The organism is Pseudomonas sp. VS40 (assembly GCF_018587885.1).
Classification (GTDB): Bacteria; Pseudomonadota; Gammaproteobacteria; order Pseudomonadales; family Pseudomonadaceae; genus Aquipseudomonas; species Aquipseudomonas pergaminensis.
Genome location: NZ_JAGYWD010000001.1, coordinates 1,079,860 through 1,094,656, shown reverse-complemented (window position 1 = coordinate 1,094,656; position 14,797 = coordinate 1,079,860). Strand labels below are relative to the sequence as shown.

The window sequence follows — 14,797 nt, the reverse complement described above, 5'->3', positions numbered from 1 at the left end:
TTTCCTCTTGTATTTATTATGGTGTTGGCAGTTTTACGGCATGTTCCGCTACGGCCATTGATATGGGAATGCAGTTATCTTCATCGATCCATGAGGAAAACAAATATATCTGCCGTGATTGCCTTCAATGGGCTCAACTCATAACCTGCACGCCATTTTGTTTGTCTGCCGAGCCATCACATGACTGCCACCTTTTCCCCACAGGCGCAGCGTTTTTCCCGCTCCGACTACAAAACCCTGGGCCTGGCCGCCCTGGGCGGTGCCCTGGAAATCTACGACTTCATTATCTTCGTGTTTTTCGCGCTGACCTTAAGCCAACTGTTCTTCCCGCCTGAAATGCCCGAGTGGCTGCGCCTGTTGCAGAGCTTTGGCATTTTCGTCACCGGCTACCTGGCACGCCCGTTGGGCGGCATCCTGATGGCGCACTTTGCCGATCACCTGGGGCGCAAGCGCGTGTTCAGCCTGAGTATCCTGATGATGGCCTTGCCCTGCCTGCTCATCGGGATCATGCCCACCTATGCGCAAATCGGTTATTTCGCCCCGCTGATCCTGCTGGCGCTGCGCGTGCTGCAAGGCGCCGCAGTGGGCGGTGAAGTGCCCAGCGCCTGGACCTTCGTCGCCGAGCACGCACCCACCCACCATCGCGGCTACGCCTTGGGGTTCCTGCAAGCCGGACTGACCTTCGGCTACCTGCTCGGCGCGCTTACCGCGACCCTGCTGGCGCAAGTTTTCACCCCAGCCGAAATCCTCGACTATGCCTGGCGGCTCCCCTTCCTGCTTGGCGGCGTATTCGGTGTGATCGGCGTGTGGCTGCGCCGCTGGCTCAGCGAAACCCCGGTATTCCTCGAAATGCAGGCCCGCCGCCAGGCCGCTGCCGAACTGCCACTGCGCACCGTGCTGCGCGACCATCGTGCCGTGCTGCTGCCTGCGATGATCCTCACCTGCGTGCTCACCTCTGCTGTGGTGGTGCTGGTGGTCATCACCCCGACCATGATGCAGAAAACCTTCGGCATGAGCCCCAGCCACACCTTCGCCTTGAGCGCCCTGGGCATCGTGTTCCTGAATATCGGCTGCGTACTGGCCGGCTTGCTGGTCGACCGCATTGGCGCCTGGCGCGCGGTGCTGGTCTACAGCCTGCTGCTGCCGGTGGGGGTCGGCATTTTATACGCCAGCCTGATCAACGGCGGCGTCTGGCTGGGGGCGGCGTATGCCCTGGCGGGACTCAGTTGTGGCGTGGTGGGCGCGGTACCTTCGGTGATGGTCGGCCTGTTTCCGGCGCACGTGCGGGTGTCAGGGATTTCCTTCACCTACAACATTGCCTACGCGCTGTGGGCCAGTACGACACCGCTGCTGCTGATTGCACTGATGCCGACCCGCCCGTGGATTTGCGTGGGGTATTGCGTGGTGATGGGGGCGGTGGGCGTGGTGAGTGTGGCGCTGTTTGGAAAGCGCCACACCTTGGCTGCCTAGTTTCAGGTCAAGAAGTGCCACATCAACAACGTACCCACCAACCCCACCACTGACACGATGGTCTGCAACACCGACCACACCCAGATCGTCTGTTTCAACTGCAAGCCAAAGTACTCACGCACCATCCAGAACCCGGCGTCGTTAACGTGGCAGAAGAACACCGAGCCGGCGCCGATCGCCAGTGCTACCAGTGAACTCTGTGTCGCGGCCAGGCCCGCCATCATCGGTGCGAGGATGCCGGCGGTCGTGGTGGTGGCGACGGTGGCCGAGCCGGTGGCCTGGCGCAGCGCAACTGCAATCAGCCACGCGAGTAGCAGGTAGGGCATGTGTGCGCCTTCGGCGACCTTGCTGATGGTCTGGCTGACGCCGGCGTCCAACAGGGTCTGCTTGAGGCCGCCGCCGGCGCCGATGGTCAGCAGCAACACGGCGATGGGGGCGAGGGCTTTGCGCAGGGTGTTGCCAACGTCCGCACGTGGCATGCCGGCGGCCCAGCCCAGGCAGATCACGGCGGCAATCACGGCCAGGCCGAGGGCGATCAACGGCTCGCCGAGGAACTTCAAGGTCAGGCCCACGGTGCTTTCGGCCGGCAGCGCTACCTTGGCCAAGGTGCTGCCGAGCATCAGGATCACCGGTAACAGAATGATCAGCAGCGACACGCCGAAACTCGGCTGGCGCGGCGCCTTGGGTGGCGCACTGAACAGCGCGCCAATGTCGGCCGGTTCATCCACATGCAGGCGCTTGGACAGCCAGTTGCCATAGATCGGGCCCGCCAGGATCACCGCCGGCACCGCCAGGCAGAAGCCCAGCAACATGGTCAGGCCGAGGTCCGCATGCAACGCGCCCACTGCAATCAGCGGCCCCGGATGCGGTGGCATCAGGGCGTGCAGGGTGGTCATGCCCGCCAGTGCCGGGATGGCGATTTTCAGCAGCGGCTGGTTCGAACGCTTGGCCATCACAAAGATGATCGGCACCATCATCACCAGGCCCACTTCGAAGAACAGCGGCAAGCCGATCACCATGGCTACCAGCGCCATTACCCACGGCAAAGACTTGCCCTTGCCCAGCCCGAGCAGGGTGGTGGCAATGCGGTCGGCCGCGCCGGATTCGGCCATCAGTGCGCCGAGCATTGAGCCCAGGGCGATGATAATCCCCGCTTCACCGAGGATCGCCCCGGCGCCTTTGCTGAACGCCTTGGCCACCTCTTCTGGCGGCAGGCCGGCGCCGACTCCGGCGATAAAGGTGCCAATCAGGATCGACAGGAACGGTGGCAACTTGGTCGCGCTGATCAGCACAATGATGCTGGCGATGGCCAGCAGTACACAGAACATAAGGCGGGTGTCGTGAACCATCCACGCGGCAGTCGATAACTCCAAAACGGGACTCCTTATCGAACAGGTTGGGAAATATGTTTCTTTTTGTTTCCTGCTCGAAAAGCATACCTGATACAACTGTTCCAGAGCGTTCATGTGCACTTTTGGTGCGATCAAAATTAACGCCGGGCTGGCGCCACAATGACAATCCTGCAACCTGGAGCGGGGGATTTGGCCTATCGCTCTATGATTGCGCACCACTGACCATCACGAGGATTTTCCATGAGCGCAGGACACAGCCACGCCCACGTACGCGCCGGCCACGAACGTCTGTTATGGATCGCCCTGGGGCTGACGGGCAGTTTCATGATTGCCGAAGTCATTGGCGCTTTCATCACCGGCAGCCTGGCGCTGCTGTCCGACGCCGCCCACATGATGACCGACGCCCTGGCGCTGGCGATTTCCCTGGTGGCGATCCAGGTTGCGAAGCGCCCGGCTGATCGTAAGCGCACCTTCGGCTATGCGCGTTTCGAAATCCTCGCCGCGGCATTCAATGCGTTGCTGCTGTTCGTCGTTGCGTTCTACATCCTCTACGAGGCGTATCAGCGCCTGCAGGCGCCCGCCGAGATACAGTCCACCGGCATGCTGGTGATCGCCGTGCTGGGGCTGATCGTCAACCTGATTTCCATGCGCCTGCTGAGCGCCGCCAGCGGCGAAAGCCTGAATGTGAAGGGCGCCTACCTGGAGGTCTGGAGCGATATGCTTGGCTCCATCGGTGTGATCATCGCGGCGCTGGTGATCCTGTACACAGGCTGGGGCTGGGTCGACTCGCTGGTCGCGGCGGCCATTGGTTTCTGGGTGTTGCCCCGCACCTGGACGTTGCTCAAGGACAGCATGAATGTGCTGCTGCAAGGGGTGCCGGACGGTATTGATATCGACCAGGTGGAGCAGGCTATTCGCGGTGTGGGTGGGGTCAAGGATGTACACGACCTGCATATCTGGGCGCTCACCAGCGGCAAGAATGTGCTGAGCACCCACCTGGTGGCGGATTCGGCGCTCAGTACGGAACCACAAATCCTCACCGCGGTGACGGAACTGCTGCATGAGCAATTCGATATTTCCCACGTGACCATCCAGATCGAAGGCGAAGGTTTTGCGCATGACGAACATGACGACGTGCATGCCTGACCCTGTCTAACGGATTTGTAATGTTCTGCACACCGCTCTGATAAGTACCGAAAGCTACAGTGCCCCGGCTTGGATTTATCCGCCATTTCATGGGCCTGGAACTCTCGTTATGCCAATTCGTGCAAGAACATTTCTGTGGTCGGTCGTCGTGTTTCTGGCGACGGCGCAAGGGGTCGGTGCACAACCCCTGACCCTCGACGCTGCCCTGCAAACCGCCTTCGCCAACAACCCGGACCTGGCGGCCGCGCAATGGGAAATCGACATCGCCCAAGGCGCACGTCAACAGGCCGGCCTGATCCCCAACCCGGTGGCTTCCTGGGATGCTGAAGACACGCGGCGCAACTCTCGCACCACCTCCATCAAGCTCAGCCAAACCCTGGAACTGGGCGGCAAGCGCGGCGCGCGCATCGACGTCGCCACCCGTGCCCAGGACGCTGCCGCGCTGACGTTGGAACAGCGCCGCAACCTTTTGCGCGCGGACGTCATCGACAGCTATTACGGTGCCTTGCGCGCCCAGGAACGCCTCGACCTGGCACAGCGCTCCATGGCGGTGGCCGAGCGTGGACTGGTCGTCGCCAACGGTCGTGTCACGGCGGGCAAAACCTCGCCGGTGGAAGCGACGCGCGCGCAGGTGCAATCGTCGGAAATACGCCTGGAGTTGAACCGTGCACAGATAGGCCTCACCGATGCCTATCGCCGCCTGGCCGCCAGCACCGGCAGCGCCGTGCCGGACTTCCAGGCCGTCGCCTCGCAAAACCAATTCCCACCGTCCTTGCCGCCAGCCGTGCAGTTGCTCGATCGTCTTGAGCAAACCGTTGAACTGCGCCTGGCCGAACTGAACATTCTGCAAAACGAAGCCAGCGTGGGTCTGGAAAAAGCCCAGCGCATTCCCGACCTCGACGTGTCCATCGGCAGTCAATACGACGCCAGCGTGCGCGAGCGCGTGAACCTGGTGGGCGTGTCGATGCCGATCCCGCTGTTCAACCGCAATCAGGGCAACGTGCTGGCGGCCACGCGCCGCGCCGACCAGGCTCGCGACCTGCGTAACGCCGCCGAACTGCGCCTGCGCACCGAAACCCGGCAAGCCCTCGACCTGTGGCAAACCGCGAATACCGAAGTGCGCGCCTTCAACCAGCAGATCCTGCCTGCGGCTCAACTGGCGGTGGACAGCGCCACTCGCGGTTTCGAGATGGGCAAGTTCAGCTTCCTCGATGTGCTTGACGCCCAGCGCACCCTGATCGCAGCCCGCACCCAATACCTCACGGCCACCGCCCAGGCCACCGACGCCTGGGTGCGCATCGAACGGATCTACGGCGACCTCGCCCGGTTTTGATTTTTCCTGGAGTCCTTTATGAACAACACACATGGCGTGGCGCTTGCCGTCGCCTTGAGCCTGATGCTGTCCAGCTTCGCGATGGCCGATGAAGAAGAAGGCGAACTTGAACTCACCGAGCAGCAGATTCAGGCCGCCGGCATTCAGATCGCCCAGGCTCAACCTCGTGCGATCAGCACGCTGCTGGTGCTGCCGGGGGAAGTACGCTTCGACGAAGACCGCACCTCCCACATCGTCCCGCGTGCGGCGGGTGTGGTGGAGGCCGTCAAGGTCAACCTGGGCCAGTCGGTGAAGCAGGGTGAGTTGTTGGCGGTGATCGCCAGCCAGCAGATTTCCGATCAGCGCAGCGAGTTGGCCGCCAGTGAACGCCGGGTCGAACTGGCCCGCACCACCTTCCAGCGAGAGCGCCAACTGTGGCAGGACAAAATTTCCGCCGAGCAGGATTACCTGCTGGCGCGCCAAGCCCTGCAAGAAGCCGAAATCGCCCTGAACAACGCCCGCCAGAAGATGACGGCTTTGAGTGGCAGCGCAGTGTTGGTGGGTGGCAATCGCTATGAACTGCGTGCGCCCTTTGCCGGTGTGGTGGTGGAAAAACACCTGGGCGTTGGCGAAGTGGTGAGTGAAACCACCAACGCCTTCACGCTCTCGGACCTGTCCCAGGTGTGGGTGACCTTCGGTGTGTTTCCCAAGGACTTGAACAAGGTACGGGTGGGCAAACCGGTGACCGTCAGCTCCACGGAAATGGGCACCGACGTGCGCGGCACCGTGGCCTATGTCGGCAACCTGCTCGGCGAGCAGACGCGCACCGCCACCGTGCGCGTGAGCGTGCCCAACCCCGATGACGCCTGGCGCCCTGGTTTGTTTGTCAGCGTGCAACTGGCCACGGACACGTTCCAGGCCAAGGTCACCGTACCCCAAGAGGCGATCCAGACTGTCGAGGACAAGCCCTCGGTGTTTGTGCGCACCGAACACGGGTTCGTCACCCGTCACCTTGAACTCGGCGCGAGCGAAAACGGCTACGTCGAAGTACGCCAGGGCCTGGATGCCGGGGCGCAGGTGGCCACGGTCGGCAGCTTCATCCTCAAGTCCGAACTGGGCAAAGGCTCGGCCGAGCACGCCCATTGATCCTGCGAGTGATTCCCCATGTTTGAGCGCCTTATCCAATTTGCCATCGAGCAGCGCATCATCGTGTTGCTGGCAGTGCTGTTGATGGCCGGTGTCGGCATCGCCAGCTACCAGAAGTTGCCCATCGACGCGGTGCCCGACATCACCAACGTGCAGGTGCAGATCAACTCGGCGGCGGCCGGTTTTTCGCCGCTGGAGACCGAACAGCGCATCACCTTTCCCATCGAAACCGCCATGGCAGGCTTGCCCGGTTTGCAGCAGACCCGTTCGCTGTCGCGGTCCGGTCTGTCCCAGGTGACGGTGATTTTCAAGGACGGCACCGACCTGTTCTTCGCCCGCCAATTGGTCAATGAGCGCCTGCAGGTGGCGCGCGAGCAATTACCCGTCGGCATCGAAACCGCGATGGGGCCGATTTCCACCGGCCTCGGAGAAATTTTCCTATGGACCGTGGAGGCCAAGGACGGCGCGCTAAAGGACGACGGCACGCCCTATACCCCGACCGATCTGCGGGTGATCCAGGACTGGATCATCAAGCCGCAACTGCGCAACGTGCCGGGCGTGGCCGAGATCAACACCATCGGCGGCTTTGCCAAGGAATACCAGATTGCGCCCGACCCCAAGCGCCTGGCCGCCTACAACCTGACCTTGAATGACCTGGTCACGGCGCTTGAACGTAACAACGCCAATGTCGGCGCCGGCTACATCGAGCGCAGCGGCGAGCAATTACTGATCCGTGCGCCGGGGCAATTGGCGTCCATTGAGGACATCGCCAATATTGTCATCACCAGCTCGGACGGTACGCCGATCCGCGTGCGCAACGTGGCCCAGGTCGAGATCGGGCGTGAGATGCGTACCGGCGCGGCCACGGAAAATGGCCGCGAAGTGGTGCTGGGCACGGTGTTCATGCTGATCGGCGAAAACAGCCGCAGCGTGTCCCAGGCGGTGGCGAAAAAACTCGAAGAGATCAACCGGTCGCTGCCCGAAGGCGTCGTCGCGGTCACCGTCTACGACCGCACCAACCTCGTCGAAAAAGCCATCGCCACCGTGAAAAAAAATCTCTTCGAAGGTGCATTGCTGGTGGTGGCGGTGCTGTTCCTGTTCCTCGGTAATATCCGCGCTGCGCTGATCACCGCGATGGTGATTCCGCTGGCGATGCTGTTCACCTTTACCGGGATGTTCACCAACAAGGTCAGCGCCAACTTGATGAGCCTTGGCGCGCTGGACTTCGGCATTATTGTTGACGGCGCGGTGGTGATCGTCGAGAACGCCATCCGCCGCCTGGCCCACGCGCAACAGCGCCATGGTCGCCTGCTGACCCGCAGCGAGCGCCTGCATGAAGTGTTCGCCGCCGCCAAGGAAGCGCGGCGCGCGCTGATCTTCGGGCAACTGATCATCATGGTGGTGTACCTGCCGATCTTTGCCCTCACCGGGGTGGCCGGGAAGATGTTCCACCCCATGGCATTTACCGTGGTGATCGCCCTGTTGGGCGCGATGATTCTGTCGGTGACCTTCGTGCCGGCGGCGATTGCGCTGTTCGTCACGGGCAAGGTCAAGGAAGAAGAAAACGTTGTCATGCGCAGCGCGCGCCGGGTCTATGCACCGGTGCTCGATTGGGTCATGACGCGTCGTCCGCTGGTATTCGGCCTCGCCGTGTTGACCATCGTCGCCTCGGGCGCTGTCGCCAGCCGCATGGGCAGCGAATTTATCCCCAGCCTCAGTGAAGGTGACTTCGCCCAGCAGGCCTTGCGCGTGCCGGGCACCAGCCTGACGCAATCGGTGCAGATGCAGCAGCAGCTGGAAAAAACCTTGATGGCCCAGGTGCCGGAAATCGAGCGGGTATTTGCGCGTACCGGCACTGCGGAAATTGCGTCCGACCCGATGCCGCCGAATATTTCCGACAGTTACGTGATGCTCAAGCCCAAGGACCAATGGCCTGATCCGAGCAAGTCCCGCGAGGCGCTGATTGCCGACATCCAGCGCGCCAGTGCGATTGTGCCGGGCAGTGCGTACGAGTTGTCGCAGCCGATCCAACTGCGTTTCAACGAGTTGATTTCCGGCGTACGCAGTGATGTGGCGGTGAAGGTATTCGGCGATGACATGGACGTGCTCAACAAGACCGCCGGGCAAATTGCCGAGACCTTGCAAAAGCTCAGTGGCGCCTCCGAAGTCAAGGTGGAACAAACCTCTGGCCTGCCGGTGCTGACCATCAATATCGACCGCGACAAGGCCGCGCGTTTCGGCCTGAATGTGGGCGATGTGCAGGACACCATTGCCGTCGCCGTCGGTGGGCGCCAGGCCGGTACGTTGTATGAAGGCGATCGGCGCTTTGACATGGTTGTGCGTTTGTCCGACGCGCTGCGCACCGATATCGACGGGCTGTCGCGGCTGTTGATTCCGGTGCCGGGTAACGCGTCGGGTCAGTTGGGCTTTATCGCCTTGTCCCAGGTGGCGAGCCTGGACCTGGTGCTCGGGCCGAACCAGATCAGCCGCGAGAACGGCAAGCGCCTGGTGATCGTCAGTGCCAACGTGCGTGGGCGGGATATCGGCACATTCGTGGAAGAGGCCGAAGCCGCGCTCATCGCCCAGGTGAAAGTGCCGGCGGGCTACTGGACCTCGTGGGGCGGCCAGTTCGAACAATTGAAGGAGGCGTCCGACCGGCTGCGCATCGTGGTGCCGGTGGCGTTGTTGCTGGTGTTCGGCTTGCTGTTCATGATGTTCAACAACCTCAAGGACGGGCTGCTGGTGTTTACCGGCATTCCCTTCGCCTTGACCGGTGGGATCATGGCGCTGTGGCTGCGCGATATTCCGCTGTCGATCTCGGCCGGGGTGGGTTTTATTGCCTTGTCCGGTGTGGCGGTGCTGAACGGGCTGGTGATGATCGCCTTCATCCGTAACCTGCGCGAGGAAGGGCGTTCGTTGTCGGTGGCCATCCACGAAGGTGCGTTGACCCGGTTGCGCCCGGTGCTGATGACGGCATTGGTGGCGTCCCTGGGGTTTATCCCCATGGCCCTCGCCACCGGCACCGGCGCCGAAGTGCAGCGGCCGCTGGCGACGGTGGTGATCGGCGGGATTATGTCGTCTACGTTGCTAACGTTGCTGGTGCTACCGGCGTTGTATCAGTGGGCGCATCGCAAGGAAGAGGAAACACCAGGCTGAACCGTGTAAACCGGCCCGGCTGGCTGCTGACGTCGGCGTGCCCCTGATGCAGGCGCATGATCGACTGCACAATCGCCAGCCCCAGGCCGGTGCCGCCTTCGGCCCGGGTGCGGCTGCTGTCGGCCCGGTAGAAACGTTCGAACAGGTGCGGCAGGTGATGGGCTTCGATGCCGCGCCCCGGATTGCCGACCGACAGCGACACGCTCTGGTCATAGCTTTCCACCAACAGCAATACGCTGGAAGCGTTGGGGGTATGGCGAATCGCATTGGACAGCAGGTTGGAGATCGCGCGCTGAATCATCAGGCGGTCCCCCGTCACCCAGGCGTCGCCGCGCAGGCTCAGGGTGATGTGCTTGTCCTCGGCGCTAAGGGCGAACAGCTCCATTACCCGCTGTGCTTCCTGTGCCAGTGACACCGGGGCAAACCCGGCGCGTGCGGCGGGGTGGCTGACCTGGGCCAGGAACAGCATGTCCGAGACAATCCGCGAAAGGCGCTCCATTTCCTCGGTGCAGGATTCCAGGCCGGCCTTGTATTCCGCCGAGGGCCGTTCGCGGGACAAGGTCACCTGGGCCTTGCCCATCAGGTTGGTCAAGGGCGCGCGCAGTTCGTGGGCCAGGTCGTCGGAGAACTGCGACAGTTGCTGCACCCCGGCGTCGAGGCGGTGCAGCATGAAATTGATGCCCTGGGCCAGCTCGCCTAGCTCCTTGGGCAGGTTGTCCAGGGACAGGCGATGGGTCAGGTCTTGGGTCGTGACCTTGGCCGCCACGCGGCTGAACTGCTGCAAGGGCGCAAGCCCGCGTTGCACCAGCCACCAGGCGCCCATGCCGATCAGGATCAGCAGCATCGGCAGCGCGATGACCGTGGAGCGCAGGTAGGCACTGAGCAACGCTTCATCATCGGAGCGGTCCAGCGACAGCAGCACACGCACGTACTCGCCCCCTTGCAGGGGCATCAGGCGCGTCGCACTGAGGATGCGATTGCCCTGGCTGTCGACCCAGTTCAGATAGGCCAGGTCTTTGCCGGTGGGCACATCGAGCAGCAGCGGTTGTTGGGGCTTGGCGCCGACGCTGAGGAGTACCGGTGCATCGCGCCGGGTACCGATGATGGTCAGGTAGATGTTGTCGTGGCCCATCACCAGGTCCAGCAGCGAATGGGGGCGGTTGGTGATGCGATGTTCATCGAGGCCTTGGCCGAGGGTATGGGCCAGTTGCTCCATTTTGTTTTCCAGGCCCTTGCGCGCCAGCTTGTCCAGTTCATGGGTCAGCGCCAGGAACGCCAGGGTCGCCAGCAGCACAACCAACCCGGCGCCCATCAGGCTGACCGTCAACCCCAGGCGCATCGACAGGCTGCTGGTCCTCATGGGCGCGCCTCCAGCACATAACCCACGCCGCGGATGGTATGGATCAACTTTACTTCGCTCTGGTCATCGACCTTGGCCCGCAGGCGGCTGATGGAAACCTCCACCACATTGGTGTCGCAGTCGAAGTTCATGTCCCACACCAGCGAGATGATTTGCGTGCGGGTCATCACCTCGCCGGCCTGGCGCATCAGCACATGCAGCAGGGCGAATTCCTTGGTGGTCAGGTCGATCCGGCGGTTGCCGCGATAGGCGCGATGCCGGCGCGGGTCCAGTTCCAGATCCGAGACCCGCAGCACGTCCGGCACCGGGATGTGCTCGCTGCGTCGCAGCAGGGTACGCACCCTGGCCAGCAGCTCGGGAAACTCAAAGGGCTTGACCAGGTAATCATCGGCGCCCATGTCCAGGCCCTTGATCTTGTCGTCGAGCCGCCCGCGTGCGGTCAGCATCATCACGCGCTGGTTGCCGTCGCGGCGCAGTTGCTCCAGCACTTCCCAACCGTCGGTGTTGGGCAAGTTGACGTCAAGGATCACCAATTCGTAGCTGTGTTGCCGGGCCAGGTGCAGGCCATCAATGCCGCTGGCGGCGCAATCGACGACATAACCGCTTTCGGTCAGGCCTTGCTGCAGGTAGTCGGCGGTTTTCTGCTCGTCCTCAACCACAAGGATACGCATGGGGAGTTACCTTCAAAGAAAACGAAAAGGGCATGGCCTCATAGCGAGGCGGGGTAGTCTGTAGGCCACGTCATCAAAAGCGCAGCCTGAACGGTGAAGTAGCTTTAGGGTCAAGCCACGTCAGGCGCGCGCGACGATTCGTCACAGAGCCTGCGCACAAAAAAAACGCCCCGGCTGGGGCGTAAAAATTCATCTCTGTTCCAAAGGAGCTACACAAAAGCTGCAGAGATGAGATGTGTTCGATGTGCAGTGTAGAAAGTGCAACTTAACGCGAAGGTGAGCCTGATATTACAGTTCTGACAGACTTCAACCTGTGAAGAGGTGTAGTGCATCGGCAAGTGAATGTAATGGGCTGGCTTTACAGTACGGCGATGGGGTACTCGACAATAAGCCGAACTTCTTCCAGGTCCGACTCAAATGCACTGGAGCGCACGGTCGCCTGTCGCAGTCGCAACGATAAGTCCTTCAAGTTGCCAGCCAGCACGACATATTTGGCCTCGATATCCCGCTCCCAGCGGCGTTGATCGGTGAGAGGGTCACCTGCCGCATCGCGACGCATGTACACCGCGTTGGCATTGCTGTAGTCGGCGCCGGTGCCTTTGCCGTAGCGGGTCATGAACGACAGGCCGGGGATGCCGAAGGCCTGCATGTCCAGGTCGTAGCGCACCATCCACGAACGCTCCTTGGGCGAGTTGAAGTCACTGTACTGGATCGAGTTGTTCAGGAAGATCGAGTCCGACTGGCGCAGGTAATCGAAGTCGTCATCGCCGTTGTTGCGTTGGTGCGATACGGCCAGGCTGTGGGCGCCGACCTTCACTCCGAGCCTGGCGCTCCAGATGTTGTTGTCGAACTCACCCAGGCGTTTTTGACCTTCGTCCACGGCCTTGTAGTAGTTGAAGTCACCAAACAGCGAGATGTCGTCATTCAGCGGATAACTGACGGCGCTGCCGACGTAGTACTGGTCCCAGGCGTCCTTCAGGCGACTGCTGTAGAGGCTGACGCTGAGGTGTTTGTTGACGGTGTAGTCGCCGCCAAAATAGCCGACCCAGGGCGAGTCGACTTGCCCCGCGTAGAAGGTCGCAAAGCCTTTGTTCATGCCACTTTCGGTCGGTTGGCTCATGCCGCTCAAACGTCCGCCTTGCAGGGTCAGGCCCTCAAGGCTGGTGTTTAGTGCGGTCACGCCCCGGAAGCTTTCCGGCAAGACGCGCGAATCGCCGTAGGCCACCACCGGGTTCAGCGGGAATACGTCGCCGGCCTTGATCACGGTATCCAGCACACGCAATTTCGCCGCACCGCCGACTTTGCTGTAGTTGTCCTCGGGGTGGTTTTCGCTGTCCACCGGCAACATGCCGAACGAACCCTTGCCGCCGCTGCGACCGGTGCCCGAGTCGAGTTTCACACCGACCATGGCGAACGCGTCCAGGCCAAACCCCACGAAGCCCTGGGTAAAGCCGGATTCAAATTTGCCGATCAAACCCTGGGCCCAGGCTTCGGAATAGCCGTTGCCGGTGGGACTGGACTGGCCCTTGCGTTCATCGCGGTTGAAGTAAAAATTACGCGCCAGCACATTGAAGCTGCTGCCCTCGATAAAGCCTTCGGGCTTGTCCTCCACGGCCACCGCGGCCAGCGGCAAGGCGGCACACAGTGACAGGGGCAAGCTGTAGTGACGGATACGCATGGTTCGCTCCTGGGTATTGGCAGTTATCAGCTTCTTATGGGAGTGGGCGTTCTTATTGATGTGGCCCGGGCTGATAGTTGCAAACCGTGGATAACGAAGACGTGGCACGCACATTACAATTCTGGAAACTCAGCGTTATCTAACAAATAAGTAATGTTCTAGTGAAGGTGGCGTCAGGGTTCGTTGGTTAGTCTCGGCACTGAACTTCAGTCGAGGAACTAACCATGAACTTTTATACCGTGGGTCTGGGTGTGTTAACTGCATTCCTGTCTTTTGGCGCATTGGCCGAGGGCGGGGGTGATCGAACGTTCGCGTTGATGATGGAACGCAACGAGAAGGCCATGGCCGACTACGCAGCCAAGAAAGGCAAGCCAGCACCCCAGGTGCAGGCGTACCGCTATGGCATGACACTGGACATTGCCAAGGTGGTCAACGTTACGCCGCCGATCCGTTCATGCAACCCGGTGCCGTCGCGCATGACCTATGAGGACTCCAGCGGCAAGCTCTCTACGCTTGAGTATCAGGTGATGGGGGTGTGCCGAAATAACGGCAGTTAATGGATCCAAAAATATAGTTGTTTTGGGGATTAAAGCCCGCTTAAGAAAATGCGGGTAGCGCCGATGCAGGTCAGGTTCATCTCCCTCATTTGGTCATTGGTGCCCCATGTTCAACACCCGTTTGAAGCAGGAGCTGGCGGCTCTTCGCGAAGAATTGTCCAGCTTGAATCAGGTCAAGGAGAGCCTGGAAAGTGAAATGTTGTGCCTGACGCTGGACGCCGAAGGCCGGGTGGAGTGGGCGAACGCTAACTTCCTGCAGGAACTGGCCTACCAGAATGGTCAACTGCTGGGGCGCGCGATCGAAGATCTGGAGCCGGCCCACGTTCGTCGGGATGAGTTCCAGCAACGCTTCAAGAACGCCCTGGTGCGCGGTGAACACTTCGCCGGCACCGTGCGCCTGATGCGTGGCAATGGCCAGGAAGCCTGGCTGCGCTCGATTGTGCAGCCGGTGCGCAGTTCCGATGGGCGCATCAAGCATTTTTCGATTTATTCCAGCGATCTCACCCGCACGATCGAAGCCTCCCGCGAGCATGAAAACCTCATGAACGCCCTGGTACGTTCGACGGCCGTGATCGAGTTCGACCTCGGTGGCCACGTGCTCACGGCCAATGATCGGTTCCTCGGCGGCATGGGTTACAGCCTGGCGCAGATCCAGGGTAAGCATCACCGGATGTTCTGCGAGCCGGAGGAATACAACAGCACCGAATACCAGGACTTCTGGAAACGCCTGAACACCGGTGAATTCGTCGCGGCACGCTTCAAGCGGGTCGACAGCCATGGCCGTGTGGTGTGGCTGGAAGCGACCTACAACCCGGTGCTGGACGCCAATGACCGGCTGTACAAAGTGGTCAAGTTCGCCACAGTGATCACCGACCAGGTCAACCAGGAACAGGCTGTCGCCGAAGCGGCGAACATTGCCTACAGCACCTCGCTGCAAACCGACAACAGC

General features: G+C 61.4%; 10 protein-coding genes and 1 pseudogene. 7 read left to right on the top strand and 4 right to left on the bottom strand.

Annotated elements, in window-relative coordinates; genetic code table 11:
- The first annotated feature begins 180 nt into the window (after window positions 1-180).
- Window positions 181-1,470: an MFS transporter gene (locus tag KHP07_RS05025; protein WP_214496694.1), complete on the top strand. Its 1,290-nt coding sequence runs from the start codon at window positions 181-183 to the stop codon at window positions 1,468-1,470.
- A 2-nt stretch (window positions 1,471-1,472) separates the two neighbouring features.
- Here the strand turns inward: KHP07_RS05025 and KHP07_RS05020 are convergent, their stop codons facing one another.
- Window positions 1,473-2,843 carry a GntT/GntP/DsdX family permease gene (locus KHP07_RS05020; RefSeq protein WP_214496693.1) on the bottom strand — a complete coding sequence of 457 codons (1,371 nt, stop codon included), beginning with the start codon at window positions 2,841-2,843 and terminating at the stop codon, window positions 1,473-1,475.
- A 219-nt stretch (window positions 2,844-3,062) separates the two neighbouring features.
- Between KHP07_RS05020 and KHP07_RS05015 the strand changes: the two genes are divergently transcribed.
- The 4 genes from KHP07_RS05015 (at window position 3,063) to KHP07_RS05000 (ending at window position 9,582) form a co-directional block, all read left to right on the top strand.
- The gene (locus tag KHP07_RS05015; protein WP_214496692.1) at window positions 3,063-3,968 is read left to right on the top strand and encodes a cation diffusion facilitator family transporter; all 906 of its coding nucleotides are present in this window, start codon (window positions 3,063-3,065) and stop codon (window positions 3,966-3,968) included.
- Between the two features lie 109 nt (window positions 3,969-4,077).
- A complete protein-coding gene (locus KHP07_RS05010) occupies window positions 4,078-5,301 on the top strand; it encodes a TolC family protein (RefSeq protein ID WP_078046743.1) in 1,224 nt (407 codons plus the stop codon).
- Window positions 5,302-5,319: 18 nt separating this feature from the next.
- Entirely contained in the window at window positions 5,320-6,426 is a 1,107-nt protein-coding gene (locus KHP07_RS05005; RefSeq protein ID WP_078046744.1) for an efflux RND transporter periplasmic adaptor subunit, read from the top strand.
- Window positions 6,427-6,444: 18 nt separating this feature from the next.
- Window positions 6,445-9,582, top strand: a complete 3,138-nt coding sequence (locus KHP07_RS05000; RefSeq protein ID WP_214496691.1) for a CusA/CzcA family heavy metal efflux RND transporter — start codon at window positions 6,445-6,447, stop codon at window positions 9,580-9,582.
- Here KHP07_RS05000 and KHP07_RS04995 read toward each other — a convergent pair.
- The 3 genes from KHP07_RS04995 to KHP07_RS04985 all read right to left on the bottom strand — a co-directional run bounded on the left by KHP07_RS04995 (window position 9,506) and on the right by KHP07_RS04985 (window position 13,291).
- The gene (locus KHP07_RS04995) at window positions 9,506-10,942 is read right to left on the bottom strand and encodes a heavy metal sensor histidine kinase (RefSeq protein WP_214496690.1); all 1,437 of its coding nucleotides are present in this window, start codon (window positions 10,940-10,942) and stop codon (window positions 9,506-9,508) included. The two genes, KHP07_RS05000 and KHP07_RS04995, sit on opposite strands and share 77 nt — an antisense overlap.
- Window positions 10,939-11,613: a heavy metal response regulator transcription factor gene (locus KHP07_RS04990; protein ID WP_214496689.1), complete on the bottom strand. Its 675-nt coding sequence runs from the start codon at window positions 11,611-11,613 to the stop codon at window positions 10,939-10,941. Before KHP07_RS04990 ends, KHP07_RS04995 begins: the two co-directional genes overlap by 4 nt.
- 358 nt (window positions 11,614-11,971) lie before the next feature.
- The gene (locus tag KHP07_RS04985) at window positions 11,972-13,291 is read right to left on the bottom strand and encodes an OprD family porin (protein ID WP_214496688.1); all 1,320 of its coding nucleotides are present in this window, start codon (window positions 13,289-13,291) and stop codon (window positions 11,972-11,974) included.
- A gap of 224 nt (window positions 13,292-13,515) precedes the next feature.
- On the opposite strand from KHP07_RS04985, the gene KHP07_RS04980 reads away from it, so the two are divergent.
- Together KHP07_RS04980 and KHP07_RS29810 are read left to right on the top strand one after the other, a co-directional pair.
- Window positions 13,516-13,848 carry a DUF2790 domain-containing protein gene (locus tag KHP07_RS04980; protein ID WP_214496687.1) on the top strand — a complete coding sequence of 111 codons (333 nt, stop codon included), beginning with the start codon at window positions 13,516-13,518 and terminating at the stop codon, window positions 13,846-13,848.
- A gap of 106 nt (window positions 13,849-13,954) precedes the next feature.
- Window positions 13,955-14,731: pseudogene (locus KHP07_RS29810) on the top strand (PAS domain-containing protein); the annotation flags it as partial.
- Between the last annotated feature and the right edge of the window lie 66 nt (window positions 14,732-14,797).